Origin of the sequence: Prevotella sp. CAG:255 (assembly GCF_000431195.1) — a bacterium.
Lineage (GTDB): Bacteria > Bacteroidota > Bacteroidia > Bacteroidales > Bacteroidaceae > Prevotella > Prevotella rara.
The window spans coordinates 68037-89741 of the sequence record NZ_HF986798.1 but is presented as its reverse complement, the minus strand read 5'-3'; the positions used below and the strand labels follow the sequence as shown (position 1 = coordinate 89741).

The 21705-nt window shown below is 36.8% G+C and carries 14 protein-coding genes; 2 read left to right on the top strand and 12 right to left on the bottom strand.

The genetic code is table 11. The features are described 5' to 3' along the window. Positions 1-565: 565 nt before the first annotated feature. The 8 genes from QVO66_RS05040 to QVO66_RS05005 form a co-directional block, all read right to left on the bottom strand. A complete protein-coding gene (locus tag QVO66_RS05040) occupies positions 566-3811 on the bottom strand; it encodes a P-loop NTPase fold protein (RefSeq protein WP_021854328.1) in 3246 nt (1081 codons plus the stop codon). A gap of 189 nt (positions 3812-4000) precedes the next feature. Further along, a complete protein-coding gene (locus QVO66_RS05035) occupies positions 4001-5260 on the bottom strand; it encodes a type II toxin-antitoxin system HipA family toxin (RefSeq protein ID WP_021854327.1) in 1260 nt (419 codons plus the stop codon). Between the two features lie 3 nt (positions 5261-5263). Further along, positions 5264-5584, bottom strand: coding sequence for a helix-turn-helix domain-containing protein (locus QVO66_RS05030; protein WP_021854326.1), 321 nt, complete (start codon positions 5582-5584; stop codon positions 5264-5266). Positions 5585-6582: 998 nt separating this feature from the next. After that, entirely contained in the window at positions 6583-7896 is a 1314-nt protein-coding gene (locus tag QVO66_RS05025; protein WP_021854325.1) for an aminotransferase class I/II-fold pyridoxal phosphate-dependent enzyme, read from the bottom strand. 20 nt (positions 7897-7916) lie between these two features. Further along, positions 7917-8492, bottom strand: a complete 576-nt coding sequence (locus tag QVO66_RS05020) for an indolepyruvate oxidoreductase subunit beta (RefSeq protein ID WP_021854324.1) — start codon at positions 8490-8492, stop codon at positions 7917-7919. Continuing rightward, positions 8489-10102, bottom strand: a complete 1614-nt coding sequence (locus tag QVO66_RS05015) for a thiamine pyrophosphate-dependent enzyme (RefSeq protein ID WP_021854323.1) — start codon at positions 10100-10102, stop codon at positions 8489-8491. The genes QVO66_RS05020 and QVO66_RS05015 overlap by 4 nt, the downstream gene beginning before the upstream one ends. A gap of 45 nt (positions 10103-10147) precedes the next feature. Beyond that, positions 10148-11371 (bottom strand): DUF4861 domain-containing protein, encoded by a 1224-nt coding sequence (locus QVO66_RS05010; RefSeq protein WP_021854322.1) that lies wholly within the window; start codon positions 11369-11371, stop codon positions 10148-10150. A 44-nt stretch (positions 11372-11415) separates the two neighbouring features. After that, positions 11416-13620, bottom strand: coding sequence for a S9 family peptidase (locus QVO66_RS05005; RefSeq protein ID WP_288172613.1), 2205 nt, complete (start codon positions 13618-13620; stop codon positions 11416-11418). A gap of 114 nt (positions 13621-13734) precedes the next feature. Between QVO66_RS05005 and QVO66_RS05000 the strand changes: the two genes are divergently transcribed. Further along, complete coding sequence (locus QVO66_RS05000; protein WP_021854320.1) at positions 13735-14691, top strand: TIGR01212 family radical SAM protein; 957 nt, start codon at positions 13735-13737, stop codon at positions 14689-14691. A 645-nt stretch (positions 14692-15336) separates the two neighbouring features. Then, positions 15337-16734 (top strand): TIGR00341 family protein, encoded by a 1398-nt coding sequence (locus QVO66_RS04995; RefSeq protein WP_021854319.1) that lies wholly within the window; start codon positions 15337-15339, stop codon positions 16732-16734. Between the two features lie 94 nt (positions 16735-16828). Here QVO66_RS04995 and QVO66_RS04990 read toward each other — a convergent pair whose 3' ends face one another. The 4 genes from QVO66_RS04990 to QVO66_RS04975 are packed head-to-tail and all read right to left on the bottom strand — an operon-like array spanning position 16829 to position 21685. Next, positions 16829-17980 carry a DUF6057 family protein gene (locus QVO66_RS04990; RefSeq protein WP_021854318.1) on the bottom strand — a complete coding sequence of 384 codons (1152 nt, stop codon included), beginning with the start codon at positions 17978-17980 and terminating at the stop codon, positions 16829-16831. Between the two features lies 1 nt (position 17981). Beyond that, the gene (locus QVO66_RS04985) at positions 17982-20057 is read right to left on the bottom strand and encodes an alpha amylase C-terminal domain-containing protein (protein WP_021854317.1); all 2076 of its coding nucleotides are present in this window, start codon (positions 20055-20057) and stop codon (positions 17982-17984) included. A gap of 56 nt (positions 20058-20113) precedes the next feature. Beyond that, on the bottom strand, positions 20114-20557 hold the full coding sequence (locus QVO66_RS04980; RefSeq protein WP_021854316.1) for a YhcH/YjgK/YiaL family protein: 444 nt from the start codon (positions 20555-20557) through the stop codon (positions 20114-20116). Positions 20558-20575: 18 nt separating this feature from the next. Then, a complete protein-coding gene (locus QVO66_RS04975; RefSeq protein WP_053398378.1) occupies positions 20576-21685 on the bottom strand; it encodes a phosphatidylinositol-4-phosphate 5-kinase in 1110 nt (369 codons plus the stop codon). Between the last annotated feature and the right edge of the window lie 20 nt (positions 21686-21705).

Genomic DNA, 21705 nt, shown 5'->3' with positions numbered 1-21705 from the left:
TGCACTAACTTCGCAACAGGAAAAAGTAAGTGTCACAGCTTCGTCCAGAATGAGAGATGAAGGTAATGGCCTGATATTCTTGTGTGCCAGTCATGGTAAAGGATGCTGCTTTCACATTCAGACTCGACAGGTTTCACAGTTCCATGGCAAGCAATCCGGACATTATAAGAGCAATAACTCCCGTACTTCACCAAGAACCTGGCATGGCATAGAAGAGATACACGGATCTCCGGCCTCTGTATCAAAAGGCCTGAACACGGAAGCTATTCAAGAGGATGGAGTCCAGAGGTGAACCACAACAAGGTTGATGACACTCTTGTGAGTGATGAAAAGGTGTAAACTCAGCAAAGGAAAAAAGAAGGGCAAAAGCAATCCTGTCCAAGAGCGGACTTCGGTCCACTTTGGCTTATTGCAAGTTTAAAGTATATATACATGCTTTTCTAACTCAGTTTACAGACGACCAATGGTAACTTTACGATATTAATAACTTTTACATGAAAAAAGATGGGCAAAGAAATATGAATAATTCATTTTCTATTGCCCATTATTTTAGAGGAGTCTTCAACTAAGATTTTTTATTATCGGAAACAATAAGCACATCAATATCTCTAGCAACAGTAGAATAAACATCTTTTACTGCTGTATTAGTTCTCATACTATTAAGAATATCTTGACACATTTCCTTGCAATGCGCCATTATACCAAAGTAGAAGTCTTTGTGTTTAACAATAATCTGAGCACATTCTTTATCAGTCACTGCCGGATTAATGAAATTTGATATAAGACCTCGTGCTGTATTATTATCCATATCCGAGCCTAACTTTGGTAACAATTCTCCAAATACTTTAAATACGCAAAGTTGATACTGTTGCTTTGCGAAAGTATTATTTAACTTATCATGAAGATATTCAGTCAATATCGACATATCCTTATGGGCAGATAATAATTTATTCAACAAAGCCTGATGTTCTACGCGATTTGTATTTATGACCTTATCCAATAGACTTTTCAGTTCTTCATACAAATTATCTGTAAATTCAGGCAAAAAATCTGTTCCCAAAAACGTTTGAATAAACTGGCTCCAATATATATTAAGACTTCCATTAGATCTATATAAAAAGCCTTTGGATTGCTTCTTAAATGCCCTTACACCTAAATTTATTATGCTATTTGTTAGTAGGCCTGGATATTCTTTATAAATATTGAACAAATCTTGCAAGCAATATGAGGAATATTGAGCTTCATCTTCATTACTCCATTCTGGTTCCCACCTATTAAAATGTGAGAATAGCTCAGAATAATCTAATCCAAAATTTTGTTTAATCACCATGATGTTTTTAACTGTATATTCAACATCAATTGTTTGGCCCAATTTATTTTTTATAGCATAAATGTTCAGTAATCTATACGCGGAAGCTTGATTCCCATATTGTTTAAGCAGAAAACTATAATCCAGATATTTCTCAAAACAATCTGCGATTCGAGGTATTATTGTATCATTTATATTGGCAATATCATGCCCGTCAGCTAATGACATAGCAAATAAGTCTTCGACACCTCGTTTTTCTATATTTGCAGTAGATGTTGCATCTATTTTCTGAATAGTCTGAGTGATAAAATTACTTGTAAAACGAGTTGTAATTATTCCATCACCTTCATCAAGCAGTCTGTTTACATAAGATACAATTCTAGGCTCCTTAATATCAGTTTCAGCCTTTATAATATTAGATATTTTAGTTCTTAAATCTGATAAATCATATGTATCATCTTTATATATCAATTCGACAAATTCATCTATCTTTTCTGTTCCTTTCTCTATTTCTGAAAATACATATTCGTTGAGACTTTCATTAGTAGCACTAATTTTATATATATTATAGCTCTTTCCAGCAGCTACAACAAACTCAACAAAATGTTTAGGTTCAAGTATAATAGGTCTTATAACATCTTCAAACTTAACCTCCTTACCTGACTCCTCCAAACAGGTCTTAAGTTTGTTTAAGACATTAAAGTAAGCGGAACCTGTCTCAAACTTGCACTTCTGAATGGCTTTTACATATGATATACACATGTTTCTTACTCGCAAATCAGTTGCATGATAGATGATAGTTTCAAGTGTTTCATCAAATTGCATGCTATTGCATGGTGCCACAGATCTGATATTTGCCAACCTATCCCATTTCTTCTGAATCACTTCCTTATCTTCTTCTAATAAACTATTAATTTCCAATGTAGACAAACTTTTTACCGCTTTGTCAAGTGACTCTGTCGTCACTTCTTTTGCAAGAAGATTCTCCAAAACTGATATAAAATGTGGTTTGTCAACAAAGTTAATCAAAGAATCACCGGACTTAATAGCTGCGGATAACAATCTTCTTAAAGGCAACTCTCCGGCTAATGATTTATCATGCAACCCATAGGCAAATTGACATAGTTGAGTTCTAACAGACTCTTGGTCTGGATAGAAGGAAGATATATCTTTAAACAATTCATCACTCAGCAAATTCTCATCTAAAGATTTACCTCCATACAAAAGTTGATCCTTTTTAAGGACAAATAGAGCAATATTCTGTAGTCTGTATTCTTTGTCAGGCCATTGGAAACGCATTGTTACAAGCTCGTTAATAAATGATATTACAGTTCTAGGATTGGGATTAATATGAAACAGCATAAATACCTGACATATGTGTTTTTGATCGTGTTCTTCTTTACCAAAGGCATCCTCAAAGTATTTGTTAAATAACTTATTGTAATCAGTTATTACTGGTTGTGGAACCGTATATACGACGGGAAATGTCTTATTAATGAAACGTTTGAATTTAGACTTATCTTTAATATCGTCATCATTTCCACGTTCATAAATAGCATCACATAAATGCCTGTAATCATATGGTATAATTGTCCATATATTTTCAAATTCACTACCAGCAAAGAATGTATATATAGCAGACCATAGCTGCATAACCTTTTCAGAAGGCAGTCTGTCCATATTATCAAAAACAATAATAACCTTCTTTATCTTATATTTTTTTGCATTACCAAGATGAGACGAAATAGCATGCATCCAGTTCTTAAACTCCATTACTGAGGGTTCTTCACTTGATGTAAATTGTTCATCCACTTTATTGTCTTCATTTTGTGTCAAGAGAGTAATCACTCGATCCCAATTTTTATCAATTATTCGAAAATATGTAGCCAATCCAACTCCTATAATAATCGGGATACTTTCTATAAAAATAGCCCAACCTAGACATAATTTAAAATCATCCCCGTCAAGCATTTGTCCAATTACAATATTCAATATAGCAAATAAGCCAATTAATATAATACCACAAATTGCGGCTCCAGAAAGTTTCGGCTGAGATCTGATAATTGTGGTTGTTTTATTAGATAGTAATAGTGAAAGTTGATCTTTCCACTCTGCCAAATTTTCTTTTCCGTTTCGCATTTTTATGGTAACCTTTCCCCTTAGAATATTTTTCTCTATAAGAGTATTAGTCAGAGTTTCCAATATAGATCGACGTTGTAGATCTTCTTGATGTCCCCACGCATCATATGTGAAAGTATAATATCCTTCTTCATTAAGGTCTTTCTTTATCTTCTCTACCACATTAGATTTTCCAGATCCCCAACTTCCTTCTAGGCCAATAATCCTAGGCATCTTTCCCGTACTAAGAGAGGATGCTAAATCATTAGAACGAATATACTCACAAATATTCTTTGCAAGATTGGTCTGAGATTGACCTTCAAAAACGTCATCTCCGGTTGGTTTATCAGGAATAAACCTAGGAAATTGTTCATTATTTGCCATAATATTTTTTATTTTTAAACATTTCTAACAATATGACTTTAAATCTATAAATTATATCGAACATAACCAAACAAATACTTATTCATACAATTTACAGCTCAGTTCTTGCTCTAGACATTTTTCTTATTCCATCAAACACCACAATTAAATCCTCATCTTTCAAATTCCGATGCAACGTTAGTACGTTCATTAAAGGGAATTTTGTCTCTCAAAAACAGCCGCAAAGCGATCCTGCTCACTTTTCGCAAGGACCAGTCGCGTGGCCAATGCTCGCCATTCCTTAACAGCATCCAGTACTTCAGCGATGATTTGCCAGGCTGTCTCTTTTGGAAGAATATACTCCTCACAAGAATCCAACAGCTCATTCAAATCCGATTTATTGGTATGGCTGTTAATCAACAGACTCTGATATTCATTTAAAGTCGGATTCATGTCGTATGCCGGTGAAAGAGTCCATCCTTTGGCAGTCAGGAGGAAACCATGATTACGGAAATGATCATCTGTGTTACCGATACAAATGTTGAATGCCACTCTACGATACAACTCTTTCAGATTGTCTTCCACATTGGTGCAGTTCTGAAGTATGAAATCTACCATGTCTAAATAGCCATGGCCGGTATTGGCATTATCCCCATCAGTCAATCCCAATAGAGTCATTGCTGAAGCAAAGTGTATGCGCTTGCCATCTGCTCGTCTGTCAAATCGTTGGGAGAGCAAAGTGTGATATTTATCATTTGTGGAGATTACTCTTGTTTTCGCAGCATTAATCCCAGCGTTCTTTGCCAAAAGATGCGAGAAATGTTCCCAAAGACCAGCGTCATAATCATCCTTGCGAGATGGAAACTTTGCTATACAAAGATTCTTGTTTTCATCCATCACATTCGCTTTGGGACGCGCTCCACCAAGCGAAGAGCCTGGCTGTACTAACTGTGCAATCCATCGCATTTCAGGAAGTTGGTTCTCTTCTTCGCTTTTCTCTATTTCAGAACTTGCTGCAATCAACTCCCGTATGTCTGTCAGTGGGGGAATACGCAAGGTTTCACTTGCATTTATGTACTCTCCATCCATGGATTCTTTGAAACGGAAACCTCCCATACGAGAAAAGTCTTCAATTCCTATCAGATAGTCAAACGAAGAAAGCCTACGCACAGGACGCTTTTCTTCCTTTGCCAGAATCTGTTCCCTGCGATTTATCAAGGTTCGTCCCCACCTGTCTGGAAGAGCATCAGAAAAGCATCCGAATATATCTTTATCAGGAGTCGTGTACTGCTGACCAGGATAATTGTTCAAATCATCACTAAAAAACAGACTACCATAATCCTTCAACCACTCATTGCTATAGCAAAATCCATAGCTGTCTGAGCCACGAAGTGATTCGTAACTCAGCTCTCCAATAAGCCTTGGTTCTTTCAGCCAATCGAAATCGGCAAATACATATAGCTTTTTCATCGCTTATTCTTTTTTGGATGCTCTTTCCCGCTTCTTCAGGCTCAAATCCTGCAAGGCCTTTCCCATGGCATCTTCCTTTGCCAGCAGAAGAATATCATCATCCAGCTGAAGTGCATAAAGTACCCTGAGATAAATACCGATTGCTACAGTTGGCGCGCCTTTCTCTATACGTGAAACCGTGAGAGGCGAACAGGTGGCACGTTCGGCAACCTGAGCGACACTGAAATTCCTGCGTAGTCTGGCCAGCTTAATCTGTTCACCAACTATTTGCATCTTCTGCTCTAATTTCCTCGGCAACTTTGTGCCCATCGTTGTCTTAACCATATATCAACTTATCATATAATATGCAAATATAACAAATTCTATTTATTTTATGATATGTTGATAGGTATTTTTTCCGAAGATAATCTACATCGAGGACTAATCTCCAAAACCATAGTTACGATAATATTTTCAGCAAGGAGAAAAAAGCAAAGCCTATCGGTCCATAAGCAGACTTCGGTCCTACTTTGGCTTATTGCAAGTTTAAAGTTTTGGTTTACCCATGTATATACATGTATTTTAAACTCAACTTACTTGACTGATTCAGCCATACAACAGGATTAGCAATTGAGTTTACAAGTTTAATAGAACTCATATATATGTATATGAATTGATAAACTTATTTATAAACTTCATTCCTAAAACAGGTAGGTGAACTCTTTTTTCTCTGCTGAAAAAATGAATTACATATTGGTTTCAAGCGTATGCAAGCTGAACCTGCCGTTCGTCTTTTCCGTAATCTGAAAACCAGTCTATCCGTGAATATCTCTTTCTCCTCGCTGAAATTGTTGGCGGTGGAATCACACCTGATGAAGTCTTGGAAAATATATTCAATACTTTCTTTTGGAGAAAGTGTGATGAAACTTTCATCAAAGAAGGAATAGCGTCATGACGAGGTTTTGATGCCCAACATCCATCATCGTGACGTTCACAATATATCATCTCATTTTTATTGTAATTATACTAAACATATGATTTACAATACGTTTCACACTATTCAGCAACTAAGTAGCCATTACTCCAACCGTAAACAAAAGTTAAATGCGTTAAAATGACCATCTGAAAGAAAGTATACCATCTGAAAATATCGCTCTTGAACCGTTTAGAACGTAACTTACTGATAATCAAGTATAGTTAAAAACTGCATCGGTAAGTAACTTTCACTTAATTCACGCTTTCACACATATAAATTCTTGTCCCAATTTGAAATAATATCAGCCTTTCAAATATGTATTAATATACAAAACTTGAAAGGCTGATGCATCAAAATTTACGCGAAATTATACGGCATTATTCTCTTCAAAGATAGCCATTCTACGCTCTAAATCTTCCAACTGTCTGTCTTCAATAAATGAAGTGCAAACACGCAAACCATTTTGACAACTACCTGTTGTTACTAAACATATAGCACTAACGCCATAATACATAAGTTCATGTGCCAATTGCCCACCAGTCATACCTGGGTAACCAACAGTGAAATAAAAGCCATCAGCTATAGGTTCACTTAGATCTTTATCATATACAATGTAAAAGCCGTGATCTGTAAATATTTTTTTCAGTTTATGAGCTCTTTCACCATAAATACTTATATCCTTTCTGAAATCATATTCGCCATCACATGCTGCTTTAAACATCCCTGCCATCGCATATTGTGCACTATGACTTGTTCCTGAAGATAATGCATAAAGCATTCTTGTAGAAAAGACATAACCAAAGGAGAGTCCTTCATATCTTGCCCCAAGATTATCATAATGACGATGGAACAACTTGTTACTGATACATGTCACTCCAATTCGTTCACCTGCATAACTAAACGCTTTACTTCCACTTATAAAAAGCATATAGTTATCCGTATATCTTGCAACCGTTGCCTGATAAGGAGGCTCAAACGGTACACTTAACTGCTTACGGAAATCCATGGCAAAGTAAGCCAGGTCTTCCATTATTATTGTATCATATTTAGTTGCAAGCTGACCAATAATACGTAATTCGTCATCATTAAAACAAATCCAAGATGGATTATTCGGGTTGCTATATACTATTGCACAAATATTACCCTTAGATAAATATCCCTCTAATTTTTGAGCAAGTTTGTCACCTCTAAAATCATAGACATCAAAAGTTTCATATTTGACACCCATGACCTGCAATTGCATCTTCTGAACAGGAAATCCCGGGTCAATAAATAATACGGTGTCTTTCTTTGGGTCACATTGTGAACATGCCAGGAAAGCTGCAAACGTACCTTGCATACTACCACATACAGGAACACAGCATTCCGGCATAATATCTATGCCAATAAAAGCTTTGACAAAACGTGATGCCTGTTTTTTCAATTCAGGGTATCCCTGAATATCGGGATATGTGTGTGCAATACCATTTTTTAAAGCTTCGATTTGTGCCTTAACACCTACTTCAGATGCAGGCAAGCCCGGTATACCCATTTCCAGCTTAATGAATTCCACACCAGACTCATTTTCTACAGAAGCAGCAACAGACTTTACCTCACGTATCGTAGCCTTTTCGAAGTCCTGTATGCCCAAACTTCTTATTGTATTATCAACAAGAACCTTGTCTATTGGTGTATTTTTCATATTTCAGATAATTTGAAATTCTATTTACTTTCACTTATTCCGATATTAAGAGCTTTAATATTCGCATTAACGACCTCTTCGCCTTTACGTGCAAACACTCTGCCCAAAGCAGCCTTTATCTCTTCGTATCCTATACCCAATGACTTTTGAGCAGCTCCTAATAATATCATATTAGCAGAACGCGGCACATTATTATCCTTTGCCAACTGCTCGATATCAATGAAAACGACATTATTCAGTTTTGAATATTCCTCCTTTATTTTATCCATATCAGGATAATTAGGAATATTGACAAAAGGAACACTTGACGTTATAATCCATCCCGTTTTCTTATTAAGATATGGAAGATATCGTAATGCCTCCATTGGTTCCATTGATATAATAACGTCAGCCTGACCTTCTGCAATCAAATCACTATTAATTGGTTCAGAAGATATACGCAAGTTGCTCTGCACGTCGCCACCGCGTTGTGACATTCCGTGAACCTCTGCCTGCTTAATATAAAGTCCGTCCTTTATTGCAGCTTCACCAATAATTGTTGCGATTGAAAGAATACCCTGTCCTCCTACACCGCAAAGTATTATATCTGTTTTCATTTTGATTGATTTGCGTTTAACTTTTTTTCTCTTAAATGTCTCTGCAATGTCTGCATACATTCACGACATGGTATAATTACACTCAAGCCATGATAATTAATTTCCTCTCTCAGCATGTTTGTTATTTCAGGCATATTCTTTGGAAGAGGAACAACTGTTCTTAAATGTTCATTATTCAGTCCTAAGCCTTTACATATAGCTTCCAGCTTATTCGTTCCGGCAGAATCTTGTCCACCAGTCATCGCTGTTGTAAGATTGTCACTAATAATGACCGTAATATCTGCATTTTCGTTAATCGCATCAAGCAAGCCTGTCATGCCAGAGTGCGTAAATGTTGAATCGCCTATAACCGCAACTGCAGGCCATAAGCCGGCATCTGCTGCACCTTTAGCCATGGTTATACTTGCACCCATGTCTACTGTTGAATGCAAAGCTCTAAATGGCGGCAGAGCTCCTAACGTATAACATCCGATATCACCAAAGACTCTTGCATTTTCATAATCTTTCAAAACTTCATTAAGAGCGGAATAGACATCTCTATGTCCACATCCCTGACACAATGCAGGTGGACGAGGTGTTACATTTTCACTTGGAGCATAACATTCATCAACAGGAAGACCTAAAGCCTTCTTTACAAGATCAGGATTTAATTCTCCTGTACGCGGAAGTTCACCGGTAAGACGACCCTTTATTGTTGCATTGCCAGGCATTATGCCGCGAAGCATGTCTTCAATGAAAGGCTGTCCCTCTTCAATAACCAATACAGAATCGCACGCAGAAGTCATCTGTCTTATCAAATCCTTTGGCAATGGATATTGACTTATTTTTATTACAGGATTAGGACATCCCTGAGGATAACATTCATTCAAATAATTTATAGCAATTCCGCTTGCAATTATTCCTAAAGACTTATCACTGCCATCAATATATTGATTATACTTACTATTCTTAGCGTCATTTTCCAGTTCTGGCTGCATCGAAGTAACTATATCATTCTTCCTGCGTGCCATAGCTGGCAATAAGATCCAATCAGCAGCCTTGGAATCATAATTGATATTATTCTGCTCTCTTGAATTATCACAGATCTCAACAACCGCACGACTATGAGCCATTCTGGTTGTAACTCGCATAAGAATAGGAAGATGTATTTTCTCACTATAATCAAAGGCATACCTTACCATGTCATATGCCTCTTGCTGGCTGCTCGGTTCAAAACATGGAATCATGGCAAACTTAGCATAGAACCTGCTATCTTGTTCATTTTGAGAAGAGTGCATTGAAGGATCATCTGCAACCAATACGACTACTCCTCCATTAACTCCAGTCATAGCAGAATTGACAAATGGGTCGGCACAAACATTAAGACCCACATGCTTCATACAAACAAGAGCACGCTTTCCCATAAACGACATACCGAGTGCCTCCTCCATAGCAGTCTTCTCGTTTGACGACCATCTGCGATGGATGTTGCGCTCCTTTGCCGTTTTAGAATTCTGAATATACTCTGTTATTTCTGTAGAAGGTGTACCAGGATAGGCATACACCCCACTAAGACCTGCGTCTATCGCGCCTTGCGCAATAGCCTCATCTCCTAATAAGAGTTTTTTCATAATATCAGATTTAATTTAACAAGATTGGTTATTAAAATGATAATTTTATTTAACAGTCACCTTTAATGGTGAATGAAGTGCTTTCAAGTACTCTTTAGAACGTAAGTTCCATTCATTAAATGTGCGAACATCATTCTTACTCCATGCTGAGCCAAAATAATATGTATATTTCTCATTCGGCTGATATGTAATAAGCCCTACTCCATGTCCGGCATTTCCATTAACAGGATTATCATACATCATTTTTTTTGTTGCCTTAACACCATTAGGGAACAACACTCCAACATAAATCTGGAAATTTTGCTTTGCCGGATTATCTGTAGGATCTGCATAAAGCACATAATTATCTCCACAAGCTACACTCTTTGTGTCTTCACTATGAAGTACAACTCCAGCCACCATATCACAAGGCTTAGTAAGTCCTTCGTACCATACGGTCATTTTATTATAGTTGCTACCTTTATCAAGGCTTATAATACGATGTTCAACAACATTCTTGTCACCTCCTATAGAAAATGGGTTGTAATCAAGCTGGACTGTAAAGCGCAAAGGTCCATTATCCAATATCTTATATGTCTTATAACAATAAGGTAAGACCATCTCCCCTCCAGACAAAAGCGCAGGAGCGCCACAACCCAACGTCGGACCAACCTTATAGCAGTCAAGTCCGTATCCATGGTCAAAGTGATATGTTGTTGCCTCTTCCATTTCATGAGCTTCTTCTGTCTTTCCTGCTTTCTTTAACTCTTCAATCTTAGCATGGTTTGAAAGTTCTGTTACATACCTCTTATCAACCTCCAAATCCGGCGTATTTTTAACCCAGACATCTATTCCAAAAGCCTTTTCGCCTGTACGCTGTAAGGCAGGACCATAAGCACGATAAGCAGTACGGTCATTTTCCCATGCAATGTCATCTACACGCTCGGGATATTGCTTACCACAAACAATGGTCTTCATTTCTTTAGGAGTTCCTGGAGTAATAGTAAAATCTGCTGACCCTGCAGGTCGCACACTGGCATCAATCAACAACTTTCCGTCATATGAGATCTGGTAAGCCACCTGCTGTCCCAATGCATTCTTTACAATAAAACTTTCTCCATTCTTTATTCCTAATTTCGAATAAACATCTTTGAGCTCAACCTCTATAAGCTCTTGACGCTGAACGTCATATGGATTTGTAACTGTCACAGTAACATTATCTGCCATCGCTGACAACGGCATTGCAAACATAAATAAAGATAATACCCTAAAGTTTTTCAAAAAGTTCATACGATATAGTTTTATTTTAGTTTATTATATTCATACATTTATTCTCATTTGAGATTTTTGATGAAGAACTGAGCTATCTGCCTGTAGATATGATTACGCGTATTACCTCCGTATATACTATGATTACGGTTTGTATATACATTCATCTTAAAGTCTTTGTCTGCCTGCACGAGTGCCTCTGTATATTCAAACACATTCTGTGGATGAACATTGTCATCAGCCAAACCTTGACAAATAAGCAGTTCGCCATGCAGGTTTGCAGCACGCTTAATCGGATTTACATCATATCCAGAAGGATTCTCTTTTGGAGTACGCATATATCTCTCAGTATAAACCGTATCATAAAATCTCCAGTCTGTAGGAGGTGCAACAGCAACTCCTGCCTTGAAGACTTTACGTCCTTCACTCATGCTCATTAATGTATTGAATCCACCAAAGCTCCATCCCCATATACCGATATTATTTTTATCGACATAGGGCAATGAGCCTAAATATATGGCAGTTTCAACCTGGTCTTTAGATTCAAGATCACCGATTTTCAAATAAGTACATTTTTCGAAATCAGCACCACGCGCTCCTGTACCTCTGCCGTCAACACAGACAAGAATAAATCCTTGCTGCACCAAATATTGGTCAAGCAAAGCGCCCTGCCCCATTGAACCTATATTCCATGAGTTGACAACCTGCTGACTGCCGGGACCACTATATTGCCACATAATTACAGGATATTTCTTACTTGCATCAAAATTAGCAGGTTTAATCATAACACCATTCAGCTGAACACCTTCAGATGTCTTGAAGCTAAAAAATTCTTTTGAAGGCAAATCATATTCAGCAAGAGTTTTCTTCAACTCGCTATTAGTAATCAATGACACGGTTTCTCTGCCTGAATTATTAAAGATACCATATTCATATGGTGTATTTCTGTCGCTCCACTGATTTACAAAATATTTATAATCAGCACTAAACACAGCTATATTCCAACCATCGCGTGAAGTCAGACATTCAGTCTTGCCATTTTTATAAGTAACATAAACCTCACGATTCATAGGATTTTTGCCTGCAGCCTGATAGTATGTAGCACCGGTCTGCTCGTCGTATCCATAAACATCTGTTACATCATACTGGCCATCAGTCACCTTACGCAGCAACTGCCCGTTCATATTGTAAAGATATAATTGCATATAACCATTTCGGTCACTTGGCATTAATATATGATTAGAAGAAATCAATATATTAGCCATTGCTTCTTCTTTCACATACTTTGGCACTGATTCCTTTATCAGCAACTTGCATACTGTACTTCTCGGATTAGCCCCATACAGACAGAGCTGATCCTGATGTCTGTTCATTGTGTAAACAATTATCTTTTGCGGATCTGAAGTTGCCTTTATACGGGGTATATATCCGTCTTTGTCCATCTGCAGCTGCATGGTGCGTGTCTGACGCGACTGAATATCATAGCTCAGAACAGAAACAGTTGAATTTTTCTGGCCTGCTTTTGGATATTTATACGAATATAGTCCTGGATACTCTGAATACTCTGTCATTTCCGGCTCAAGCCCTTTAAACATTTGTAAAGAATATGTAGGCACATCCTTTTCATCAAAACGAATCCAGCAAAGCATACTTCCGTCGGCATTAAATGTAAGTGCAGAATTAAATCCGAACTCTTCTTCATAAACCCAATCCGGCACTCCATTAATAACCTCATTACGCTTGCCGTCTTTAGTAACCTGACTCTCCGAATTGCCATAAAGCAGCTTAACAAGATAAATATTATTGTCACGTACAAAAGCTACTTTCATTCCATCCGGCGACCATACAGGCGACTGCTGCTGGCCGTTATCCGAAAGTTTTTCCAACTTACGGTCTGCAATATTATAAATATAATAATCAGCTGTATAAGACCTGCGATAAATCTTCTTAGAGTTAGTCTGAACCAACATCTTCTTCCCGTCAGGGCTCATTATATAATTTTCAAGCTTGTCAATTTTTTCACCGACAGTATTGTTTACGTCAAACAACACACTTACTTGCTTTCCAGTCTTATAAGAATATTTTATTATTCTCTTCCCGTCCTTGCTTATCATAGCATAGCAGTCTCCGTCGGACATGGGGCTGACAGCACTAAGATATTCAGCAGCAAAAGTTTTGCCTGCAACATCTTTTAAAGAAAGCAGATTTCCAGAAATCATATTACTAGCAGCAAACAATAAAGCCGCACACATAATAAAAAGTCTTTTCATTGTATTTTATAAATTATTTTGAGCACAAAGATACATAATTTTCACTACATTTGCATCTCAATTGATTTAAAAGATATTAATGCCGTATGGCAAAAATTTAAGCGTAATTATACAATGCAAGATTTAAATAAAAAAACGACATTACCTTATAATGATTTTGGCAGCTGGATAAGATCTATTTTCCCGTTCAAAATACAAAAGATTTCTGTTGATGCAGGCTTCTCATGCCCCAACCGGGATGGCAGAATCAGTTACGGCGGATGTGCCTTTTGCAACAACAGCACATTCAATCCTGCTTATTGCGACAAGAACAAAACTATTAAGGAGCAGCTTGAAAAAGGAAAGATGTTTTTTCGCAACAAATATCCCGAAATGCGCTATTTGGCATACTTTCAGGCATACACAAACACGTATGGGAATATAGAGCAGCTTAAAAGGTTGTATGAAGAAGCACTAAATACAGAGGATATCGTAGGCATTGTTATTGGCACTCGACCAGACTGTATTAACAGCGAAATACTTGATTACCTTCAAAGCCTTTCACGGCAAACGTTTGTTATTGTTGAATACGGCATTGAATCAGCCAACAACGATACACTTAAACGCATAAACAGAGGACACACTTTTGAATGTTCAAGAAATGCAATTGAGGAAACGACTTCAAGAGGCATAATAACCGGAGGGCATATAATATTAGGACTTCCTGGAGAGGATACAAATGAAAATATAAAACAAGCATCACTTATATCCCAAACAAGCTTAAACATAATAAAAATACATCAGTTGCAGATAATACGGGGAACAAAACTTGAAAACGAATACTACCAAGGAGGAATCCACACCTATGACGTAGACGAATACATAGAATTGCTTGCAAAATATATACAACATCTTCGAAGTAATATAATAATAGACAGATTCACATCACAATCTCCTAAAGATTTGCTGATAGCGCCAGACTGGGGATTAAAAAATTACGAATTTACAAATAAGTTTGTCAACTATCTAAAGAAGAACAATATATACCAAGGACAACTTTGGGGTAAAAACAACAAATATAATCAACAATAACCTTATCGCTAAAATGCGAACAAATTAATTGCACACTTTCATCTTTCTTTACAAAATTCAGAAATTTAAGGCTTTATGCGTAAAGTATTTCCATAAAAGATCAAGAATTTGAGAAAATAATCTCAAAAACGCAACAAAAGCGTAATCGACTCATAATCAACACCTTAAACTGAATTATTATATCAATAATGCAATTCAAGATAATGTCTTACATATAAAATCCAGCTAAAATACGCATGTTTTTGGAGACAAAACCATAAGAATTTGTCTCCAAAACCAATGCTTTTATTGATTAAAAGCATTGGTTTTATAAAACATAATAACTACTTTCACCGCAAAAGCTATAACATTCAGCATGATTCATGCTGTGTGACATCAAGAAAATATCTATTTTTCAATTTAATATTGTAATATTATTTTACTGCACACTGACAGCAAATTATTTATAATATAATGCCAAAATACAACAATCTCTCCACTTCAGCCTTTGGCATGCAAACTGTAAACGATATTACATAATAAAAAATATTAGACACAATTATACATTTATTCACAAAAAGCATCTATAATTGGATAAAAATACTTAACTTTGTTTACGTATACAACCAAAACACTATAATAGTTAAAACTTAAATCTCTTAAAATATGACAAAAGAAAAACTGACTGATTCACAAACATCATTCGTAAAAAAGATGTCTGTAAGCATCATGGCTTTTTTAAAAAAGTATTTTAATGCCATGCCCGACAAAGAGGATGAAGAAAATACAATCAAGGCCATAAGTAATGGAGTATCATTTCACGGGGCCAATCTGTGGGTTCTGGTTTTTGCAATATTCATAGCATCATTGGGCCTCAACGTGAATTCTACCGCAGTAATAATCGGCGCCATGCTGATATCACCACTTATGGGACCTATAATTGGAATGGGATTAGCGGTTGGTATAAACGATTTTGAATTACTAAAGCGGTCACTTAAGAACTATCTCGTGGCAACAATAATAAGTGTATGTACAGCAACACTTTATTTCTTACTGACACCACTTGACGAAGCCCAGTCGGAGCTCTTGGCCCGCACATCCCCCACACTATACGATGTACTTATAGCATTATGCGGTGGTGCAGCCGGCATTGTAGCCCTGGCCACAAAGGGGAAAGGAAATGTGCTGCCAGGAGTCGCAATTGCTACAGCCTTGATGCCGCCGCTCTGCACAGCCGGCTTTGGAATAGCCACAGGTAACATTTTCTATTTTCTTGGCGCTTTCTATCTGTTTTTTATTAATACGGTATTCATTGCCCTCGCCACATATATTGGCGTAAGAATGCTTAAATTCAAGGAAAAACAATTTGTCGACCATGAAAGACAAACTACAGTAAAGAAATACATTATTATCATTGTAGTTGCCACAATGATACCGGCAGGCTTCATGACATACAGTATTGTAAAAACAAGTGTATTTAAAAGCAATCTCAGCAAATTTGTAAAAGAACAATTAGACAGTACTGGCACAAGGATTATTTCATATGAAGCCAACAACGACAGTCTCACATTACGTGTTGTCGCCGTAGGAAAGGAACTGTCAGACAGTGCTATTGCAAAAGCTGAGAAAGAAATGCAGAATTATAATATCCGGCAGTATAAACTTGAGGTAATACAAGGCTCTGAGTCAACATCATTAATGATGCTCAACAACAGACTGACAAATATGCGAACATCTAACGATAACTACTCAGATATGGTTCGTGAAGAAACAGCAAAAATATCTGAACTTCAGAAAAGCCTTGACCAATATACAAAATATGACATTATGGCACCTGCAGTAGCAAAGGAAATTAAGTCATTATTCGACAACGTTGACGACATAAGCCTGTCTAATGCCAGTTATGTAAACACAGATTCATTAAAGGTTAAACATTACACATTGGCCGTTATTGGCGTTAAAGCAAAAGCCAATATGAAAGAACTCGAAAGGAGCAAAATCACAGATTGGCTAAAGGCAAGACTTCAAGCAGACAGCATAAAAGTTATTATAACGAAAAATTAAAACTAAATAATTATATAAACAAAAAACAGAAGGATACATTTTATGCTGTATCCTTCTGTTTTCATTTACGATGGTCATCTACTCCAAGTGAAATTTATTGGTAAAAGTAATAAAACCAATATGTTTCTCCATAAGTGTCTTTAACATAAGAAAAACGCTCTGACTTGTTATTGTACTTTTCTTCAAGTTTTTGAAAATCCGCATAGTCAGCATCCATTATCTCGCTATGAAAGACCAAAACAGGATTCGACCTTAAATGTGTATACAATGTGAGCGCTTCTCTATAATGCTTTGGCAAAGCAGGTGAGCTTAGATTATATTTGTTTTTAATTATGTTCACAAATCCATCTAAATTTTTATCTAACAAATAACCACATAATATATAGTCTGTTACAGACTTCATTGCCAGACCATGATTTTCCAGATACAACAGATACTCAAGAGGCTTCATCTTTCCCATCTTTCGTATACCAAGCTGCTTGAATATCTCTGTTTCAGGAAACATCATACATTTGACATTCACCCCATCAGGCAATAATATATCAGAACCACCTATAGGTATAGGATACTCAAACAAACGTTCACCCAATTGCTTTGTACGCGACAAAGCGTAAATTCTCAACATAGTTAAATCAGGATCCGTATCATCAGACTTCTCGCCTACGCTCAAAGCATCATCATAATCATTTGACTCTAATAAATGCTCTATCCTTAAACGATAATGAAAAATCTCATTTGTATTTCCCAAAGCACATACCATCAACAACATAGCAGACAAAGCCAAAAGACTCTTCCACAATCCTCCGGTCAAACTTCCTGTATAAGACGTATCAATATAGAATATTGACTTCTGTCTAGACAAAACAGCAAAAATTGCATACAATATTATAACAATGCATACGATTACTATAACATTGGTTGGAAATAAACTAACATCGAAATCCTGATTCCCGGATGTCAAAACAGCGAGAAACATTAATGATGGCAAATAATTCAGAATATTAATCCATCCATCAAACCTCGTTAACTTACTCACGCCAAGTTTGACAAGAAACAGTACCACTGTAAGCAATACCGCACCTATGGTTTTGTTGTAATGAGTAATGCCTCCAGACAAGACATGTTGCTCCATAGCAATAATATCAGACTGGAAGAAATATAAATATACAAAAGTAAATAATATGAAAACAATAGCACATACAGAATTAACTAATGTGCTATTGTTTGTCTTGACTTCTTGTGTCATATTAATTTTTCTTTAAGACCACGGCTGACCGAGCAGGGATATAAAGTTTTAACCATTCCTTATGATCTTTTACATAAAGAGGATCAAAGTTTGTCATATGAGTCATACTGTCATCAGCAAGTCCATTTCCACCAAACTTTTTAGCGTCAGTATTCAATACAACATCATAAGATCCTGTAGGAACCAAGAATCCGTAATCAGTAAAGGATCGTGTAGGATTAAAATTAAACACAAATATCAAATCGCCACGCATAAAAGCCAATATCTGGTCACCATCATTATGCCAAATCTCCTGTACGTTCGTCCGTTGGAAATTACGCACACTCTTGATAACGCTAAGCATTTCACGGTCAAAATCACCCAGATAATGATAGCACAAATCTTTATTGTCTACCAAATTCCATTGTCTTCTTGCGTATTTGTAGCTCCAACCATTACCCTCTCTAGGAAAGTCTATCCATTCAGGATGCCCAAACTCATTTCCCATAAAGTTAAGGTATCCGCCATTAATTGCAGCAGCAGTTACTAAACGTATCATTTTATGCAAAGCTATTCCACGATGAACGACCTCATTTTCGTCGCCTTTTTTGAAATGCCAATACATATCCGCATCAATAAGACGGAAAACAATTGTTTTGTCACCTACCAAAGCCTGATCGTGACTTTCACAATAACTTATAGTCTTTTCATCCGGACGCCTGTTCTTTACTTCCCAGAAAATACTGCTAGGCTTCCAGTTTTCGTCACTTTGCTCCTTTATCGTCTTTATCCAATAGTCAGGAATATTCATTGCCATCCTATAGTCAAAGCCGTATCCGCCATCCTCAAACTTAGCTGCAAGCCCCGGCATACCGCTTACTTCCTCTGCAATTGTTATAGCATTAGGATTAATTTCATGAATTAGTTTATTAGCAATAGTAAGATAACATATTGCATTATCATCTTCATGCCCGTTGAAATAATCACCATAATTACAGAAAGCCTCTCCTAAACCATGACTATAGTAAAGCATGGAAGTAACGCCGTCAAAACGGAAGCCGTCAAAATGGAATTCCTTAAGCCAATATTTACAATTGCTCAACAAGAAATGCATAACCTCATCCTTACCATAGTCAAAACACAAGCTATCCCATGCGGGATGCTCATGCCTGTCACCTGGATAAAAATATTGGTTAGGATCACCTGCTAAATTACCCAATCCCTCAACTTCATTCTTAACAGCATGACTATGAACAATATCCATAATCACTGCAATGCCATTGCGATGAGCTTCATCAATAAGGGACTTTAGTTCTTCAGGAGTACCAAATCTGCTTGAAGCAGCAAAGAAACTACTTACATGATAACCGAAAGAACCATAATAAGGATGCTCTTGTATTGCCATAATTTGTATACAATTATAACCATCCTCAATTATTCTCGGCAACACATTCTCCTTAAATTCAGTATAAGTACCAACCTTTTCCGCATCTTGCGACATTCCTATATGGCACTCATATATCAGAAGCGGACTCTTATTTGGTTTAAACTTCTTTTTCCTCCACACATAAGGCTTTTCAGGATTCCAGACTTGGGCTGAGAATATCTTTGTTTCTTCATCCTGCACAACTCGCTGAGACCATGCCGGGATACGTTCTCCAGACCCGCCATTCCAATAAACATGCATTTTGTATAAATCGCCATGCTTCATACCTTTCTCTGAGATTTTCAATTCCCAGTTTCCGGTTCCTTCTATACGCTTGGCTTTATACTTTTCTGTCTCTTGCCAATTATTGAAATCGCCGACAAGATAAATTTCTGTCGCATTAGGTGCCCACTCTCTAAAGACCCAGCCTCTTGATAATTTATGCAAGCCATAATAATCGTACCCACTGGCAAAATCCTCTAATGATATTTTACCATTACGAGTCAGCTGGCCTAATTTCCACAAGGCATGATCATGCCGCCCTCTTATGGCATCTTCATAAGGCGCGAGATAACCATCATTAACAACTAAGCCAATATGTTTCGGCTCATTTGCCGCTTTACTATCCGTTTTAGCCTTATTATTTAATGATTTGGCTTTTCTGGTAACCATGATACCTCCTTAAAAACTTTTTATAATAACATTATCGTTTGATACTCTCAGCAAAATTATGCTAAGACTTTAAATATGGCCTTCTTTATTTCTGCCTGTTCAGAAATACAAGGAGCATGACCGTCTTGAGGGAAAAATATAGCAAACTCGCCGGGCTTACAGGTAACGTACGTAGCAGCAGCTCCTTCATATTTTGTTATATCTTTTTCTTCATTATATTCTGCTTCAAGCAAATCCTTTAATGGAGTATATCCATACGTCTCTGACGTACTTAAAGGTATCTGGATATCAATCATTTTCTTATGAGTTTCCAGCAAAGCACTTTCACATGATTTACCTTTTGCCACTTGTATATTTACGAATAAATCTGTGCCTTTAATCAGATGTTTTCCTTCACTTAATTTATTTAAATCATTTGATTTCAAAAAATCAACTACATCATTAAATAATGGATTTAAAGAAACATATTTCTCTAAATTTTCCAATGTATCTATAACCATAAATATTATTTTAATTAATTATTGAACCTTATTTCCTAAAATATACATACCCTGAGAAACGATGTTACCATTTTTGTCTTTCTCAACATATTTACCATCACGCTTATCATCTTTATAAGAGCCTTCAAAACGTCGTCCGTCCTTATCGACCTCTAAAGCTCGACCATTTCTTTTACCGCGACGATAAATACCCTTGAATTTACTTCCGTCTGAGAAATGTATTATAATTTCACCATCAAAAACGCCGTCTTTAAAATTACCTTCAAAGACATCTCCATTTTTTTTCGTTAACTTACCTAGACCGTTTTGTTTGTCAGCCTTCCAATATCCATTATATACATCACCGTTTTTCCAACGTAAGACTCCATGGCCGTCCTTATCTCCTTCTGTAAAATGTCCAGTATATTTATCGCCATTAGCAAAAGTAAAAATACCTTCACCCGTACGTTTTCCTCTAACATAATCACCCTCGTACATATCGCCATTTTGGAACTTATATATACCTTTCCCATTTTGAACATCATCTAGCCAATCACCGATATATACATCTCCATCAGCATAATGATTGGTTCCTTTTCCTGAGCGCAAATTATCTAGCCACATACCATCATATGTTGTCCCATCGCCCCAATCAAAGAATCCTTTACCCGTTTTCTTGTCATCTTTCCATTCACCAGTATAATAGGCACCACCGCTATAAGTGTATGTTCCTTTTCCGGTACGTTTATCTTGATACCAATCGCCGTCATATTTGTCACCGTTGTAATACCACATTACGCCATGACCCTGCTGATAATCACGAAACCATAGTCCAACATATTTGTTATTATTCATAAAATGATATGTCCCTCTACCGTGTTGCTGATCTTGGAACCATTCTCCTTCATACTTCTCCCCATCAGAAAAAGTATAAACTCCATATCCTTGACGCTTTCCTTTCACGTATTCACCTTCATAAGTATCCCCGTTTTTATAAACAGTTTTACCTTTCCCGTGAGGTTTCCCTGAAGCCATTTCACCCTGGTATGTTCCACCATCTTTAGTCTCACATGAGCCTAATGTTATCTTTTGCGCACTACATATTAGAGGCAAAGCAGCACAAAATAAAAGCAATATATAGTTCTTCACGATTTTTCTTTTTAAATTTA

Excerpts from the sequence above, each read along its gene's own strand:
- QVO66_RS05040 (WP_021854328.1), bottom strand. The coding sequence starts at position 3,811 with ATGGCAAATAATGAACAATTTCCTAGGTTTATTCCTGATAAACCAACC.
- QVO66_RS05035 (WP_021854327.1), bottom strand. The coding sequence starts at position 5,260 with ATGAAAAAGCTATATGTATTTGCCGATTTCGATTGGCTGAAAGAACCA.
- QVO66_RS05030 (WP_021854326.1), bottom strand. The coding sequence starts at position 5,584 with ATGGTTAAGACAACGATGGGCACAAAGTTGCCGAGGAAATTAGAGCAG.
- QVO66_RS05025 (WP_021854325.1), bottom strand. The coding sequence starts at position 7,896 with ATGAAAAATACACCAATAGACAAGGTTCTTGTTGATAATACAATAAGA.
- QVO66_RS05020 (WP_021854324.1), bottom strand. The coding sequence starts at position 8,492 with ATGAAAACAGATATAATACTTTGCGGTGTAGGAGGACAGGGTATTCTT.
- QVO66_RS05015 (WP_021854323.1), bottom strand. The coding sequence starts at position 10,102 with ATGAAAAAACTCTTATTAGGAGATGAGGCTATTGCGCAAGGCGCGATA.
- QVO66_RS05010 (WP_021854322.1), bottom strand. The coding sequence starts at position 11,371 with ATGAACTTTTTGAAAAACTTTAGGGTATTATCTTTATTTATGTTTGCA.
- QVO66_RS05005 (WP_288172613.1), bottom strand. The coding sequence starts at position 13,620 with ATGAAAAGACTTTTTATTATGTGTGCGGCTTTATTGTTTGCTGCTAGT.
- QVO66_RS05000 (WP_021854320.1), top strand. The coding sequence starts at position 13,735 with ATGCAAGATTTAAATAAAAAAACGACATTACCTTATAATGATTTTGGC.
- QVO66_RS04995 (WP_021854319.1), top strand. The coding sequence starts at position 15,337 with ATGACAAAAGAAAAACTGACTGATTCACAAACATCATTCGTAAAAAAG.
- QVO66_RS04990 (WP_021854318.1), bottom strand. The coding sequence starts at position 17,980 with ATGACACAAGAAGTCAAGACAAACAATAGCACATTAGTTAATTCTGTA.
- QVO66_RS04985 (WP_021854317.1), bottom strand. The coding sequence starts at position 20,057 with ATGGTTACCAGAAAAGCCAAATCATTAAATAATAAGGCTAAAACGGAT.
- QVO66_RS04980 (WP_021854316.1), bottom strand. The coding sequence starts at position 20,557 with ATGGTTATAGATACATTGGAAAATTTAGAGAAATATGTTTCTTTAAAT.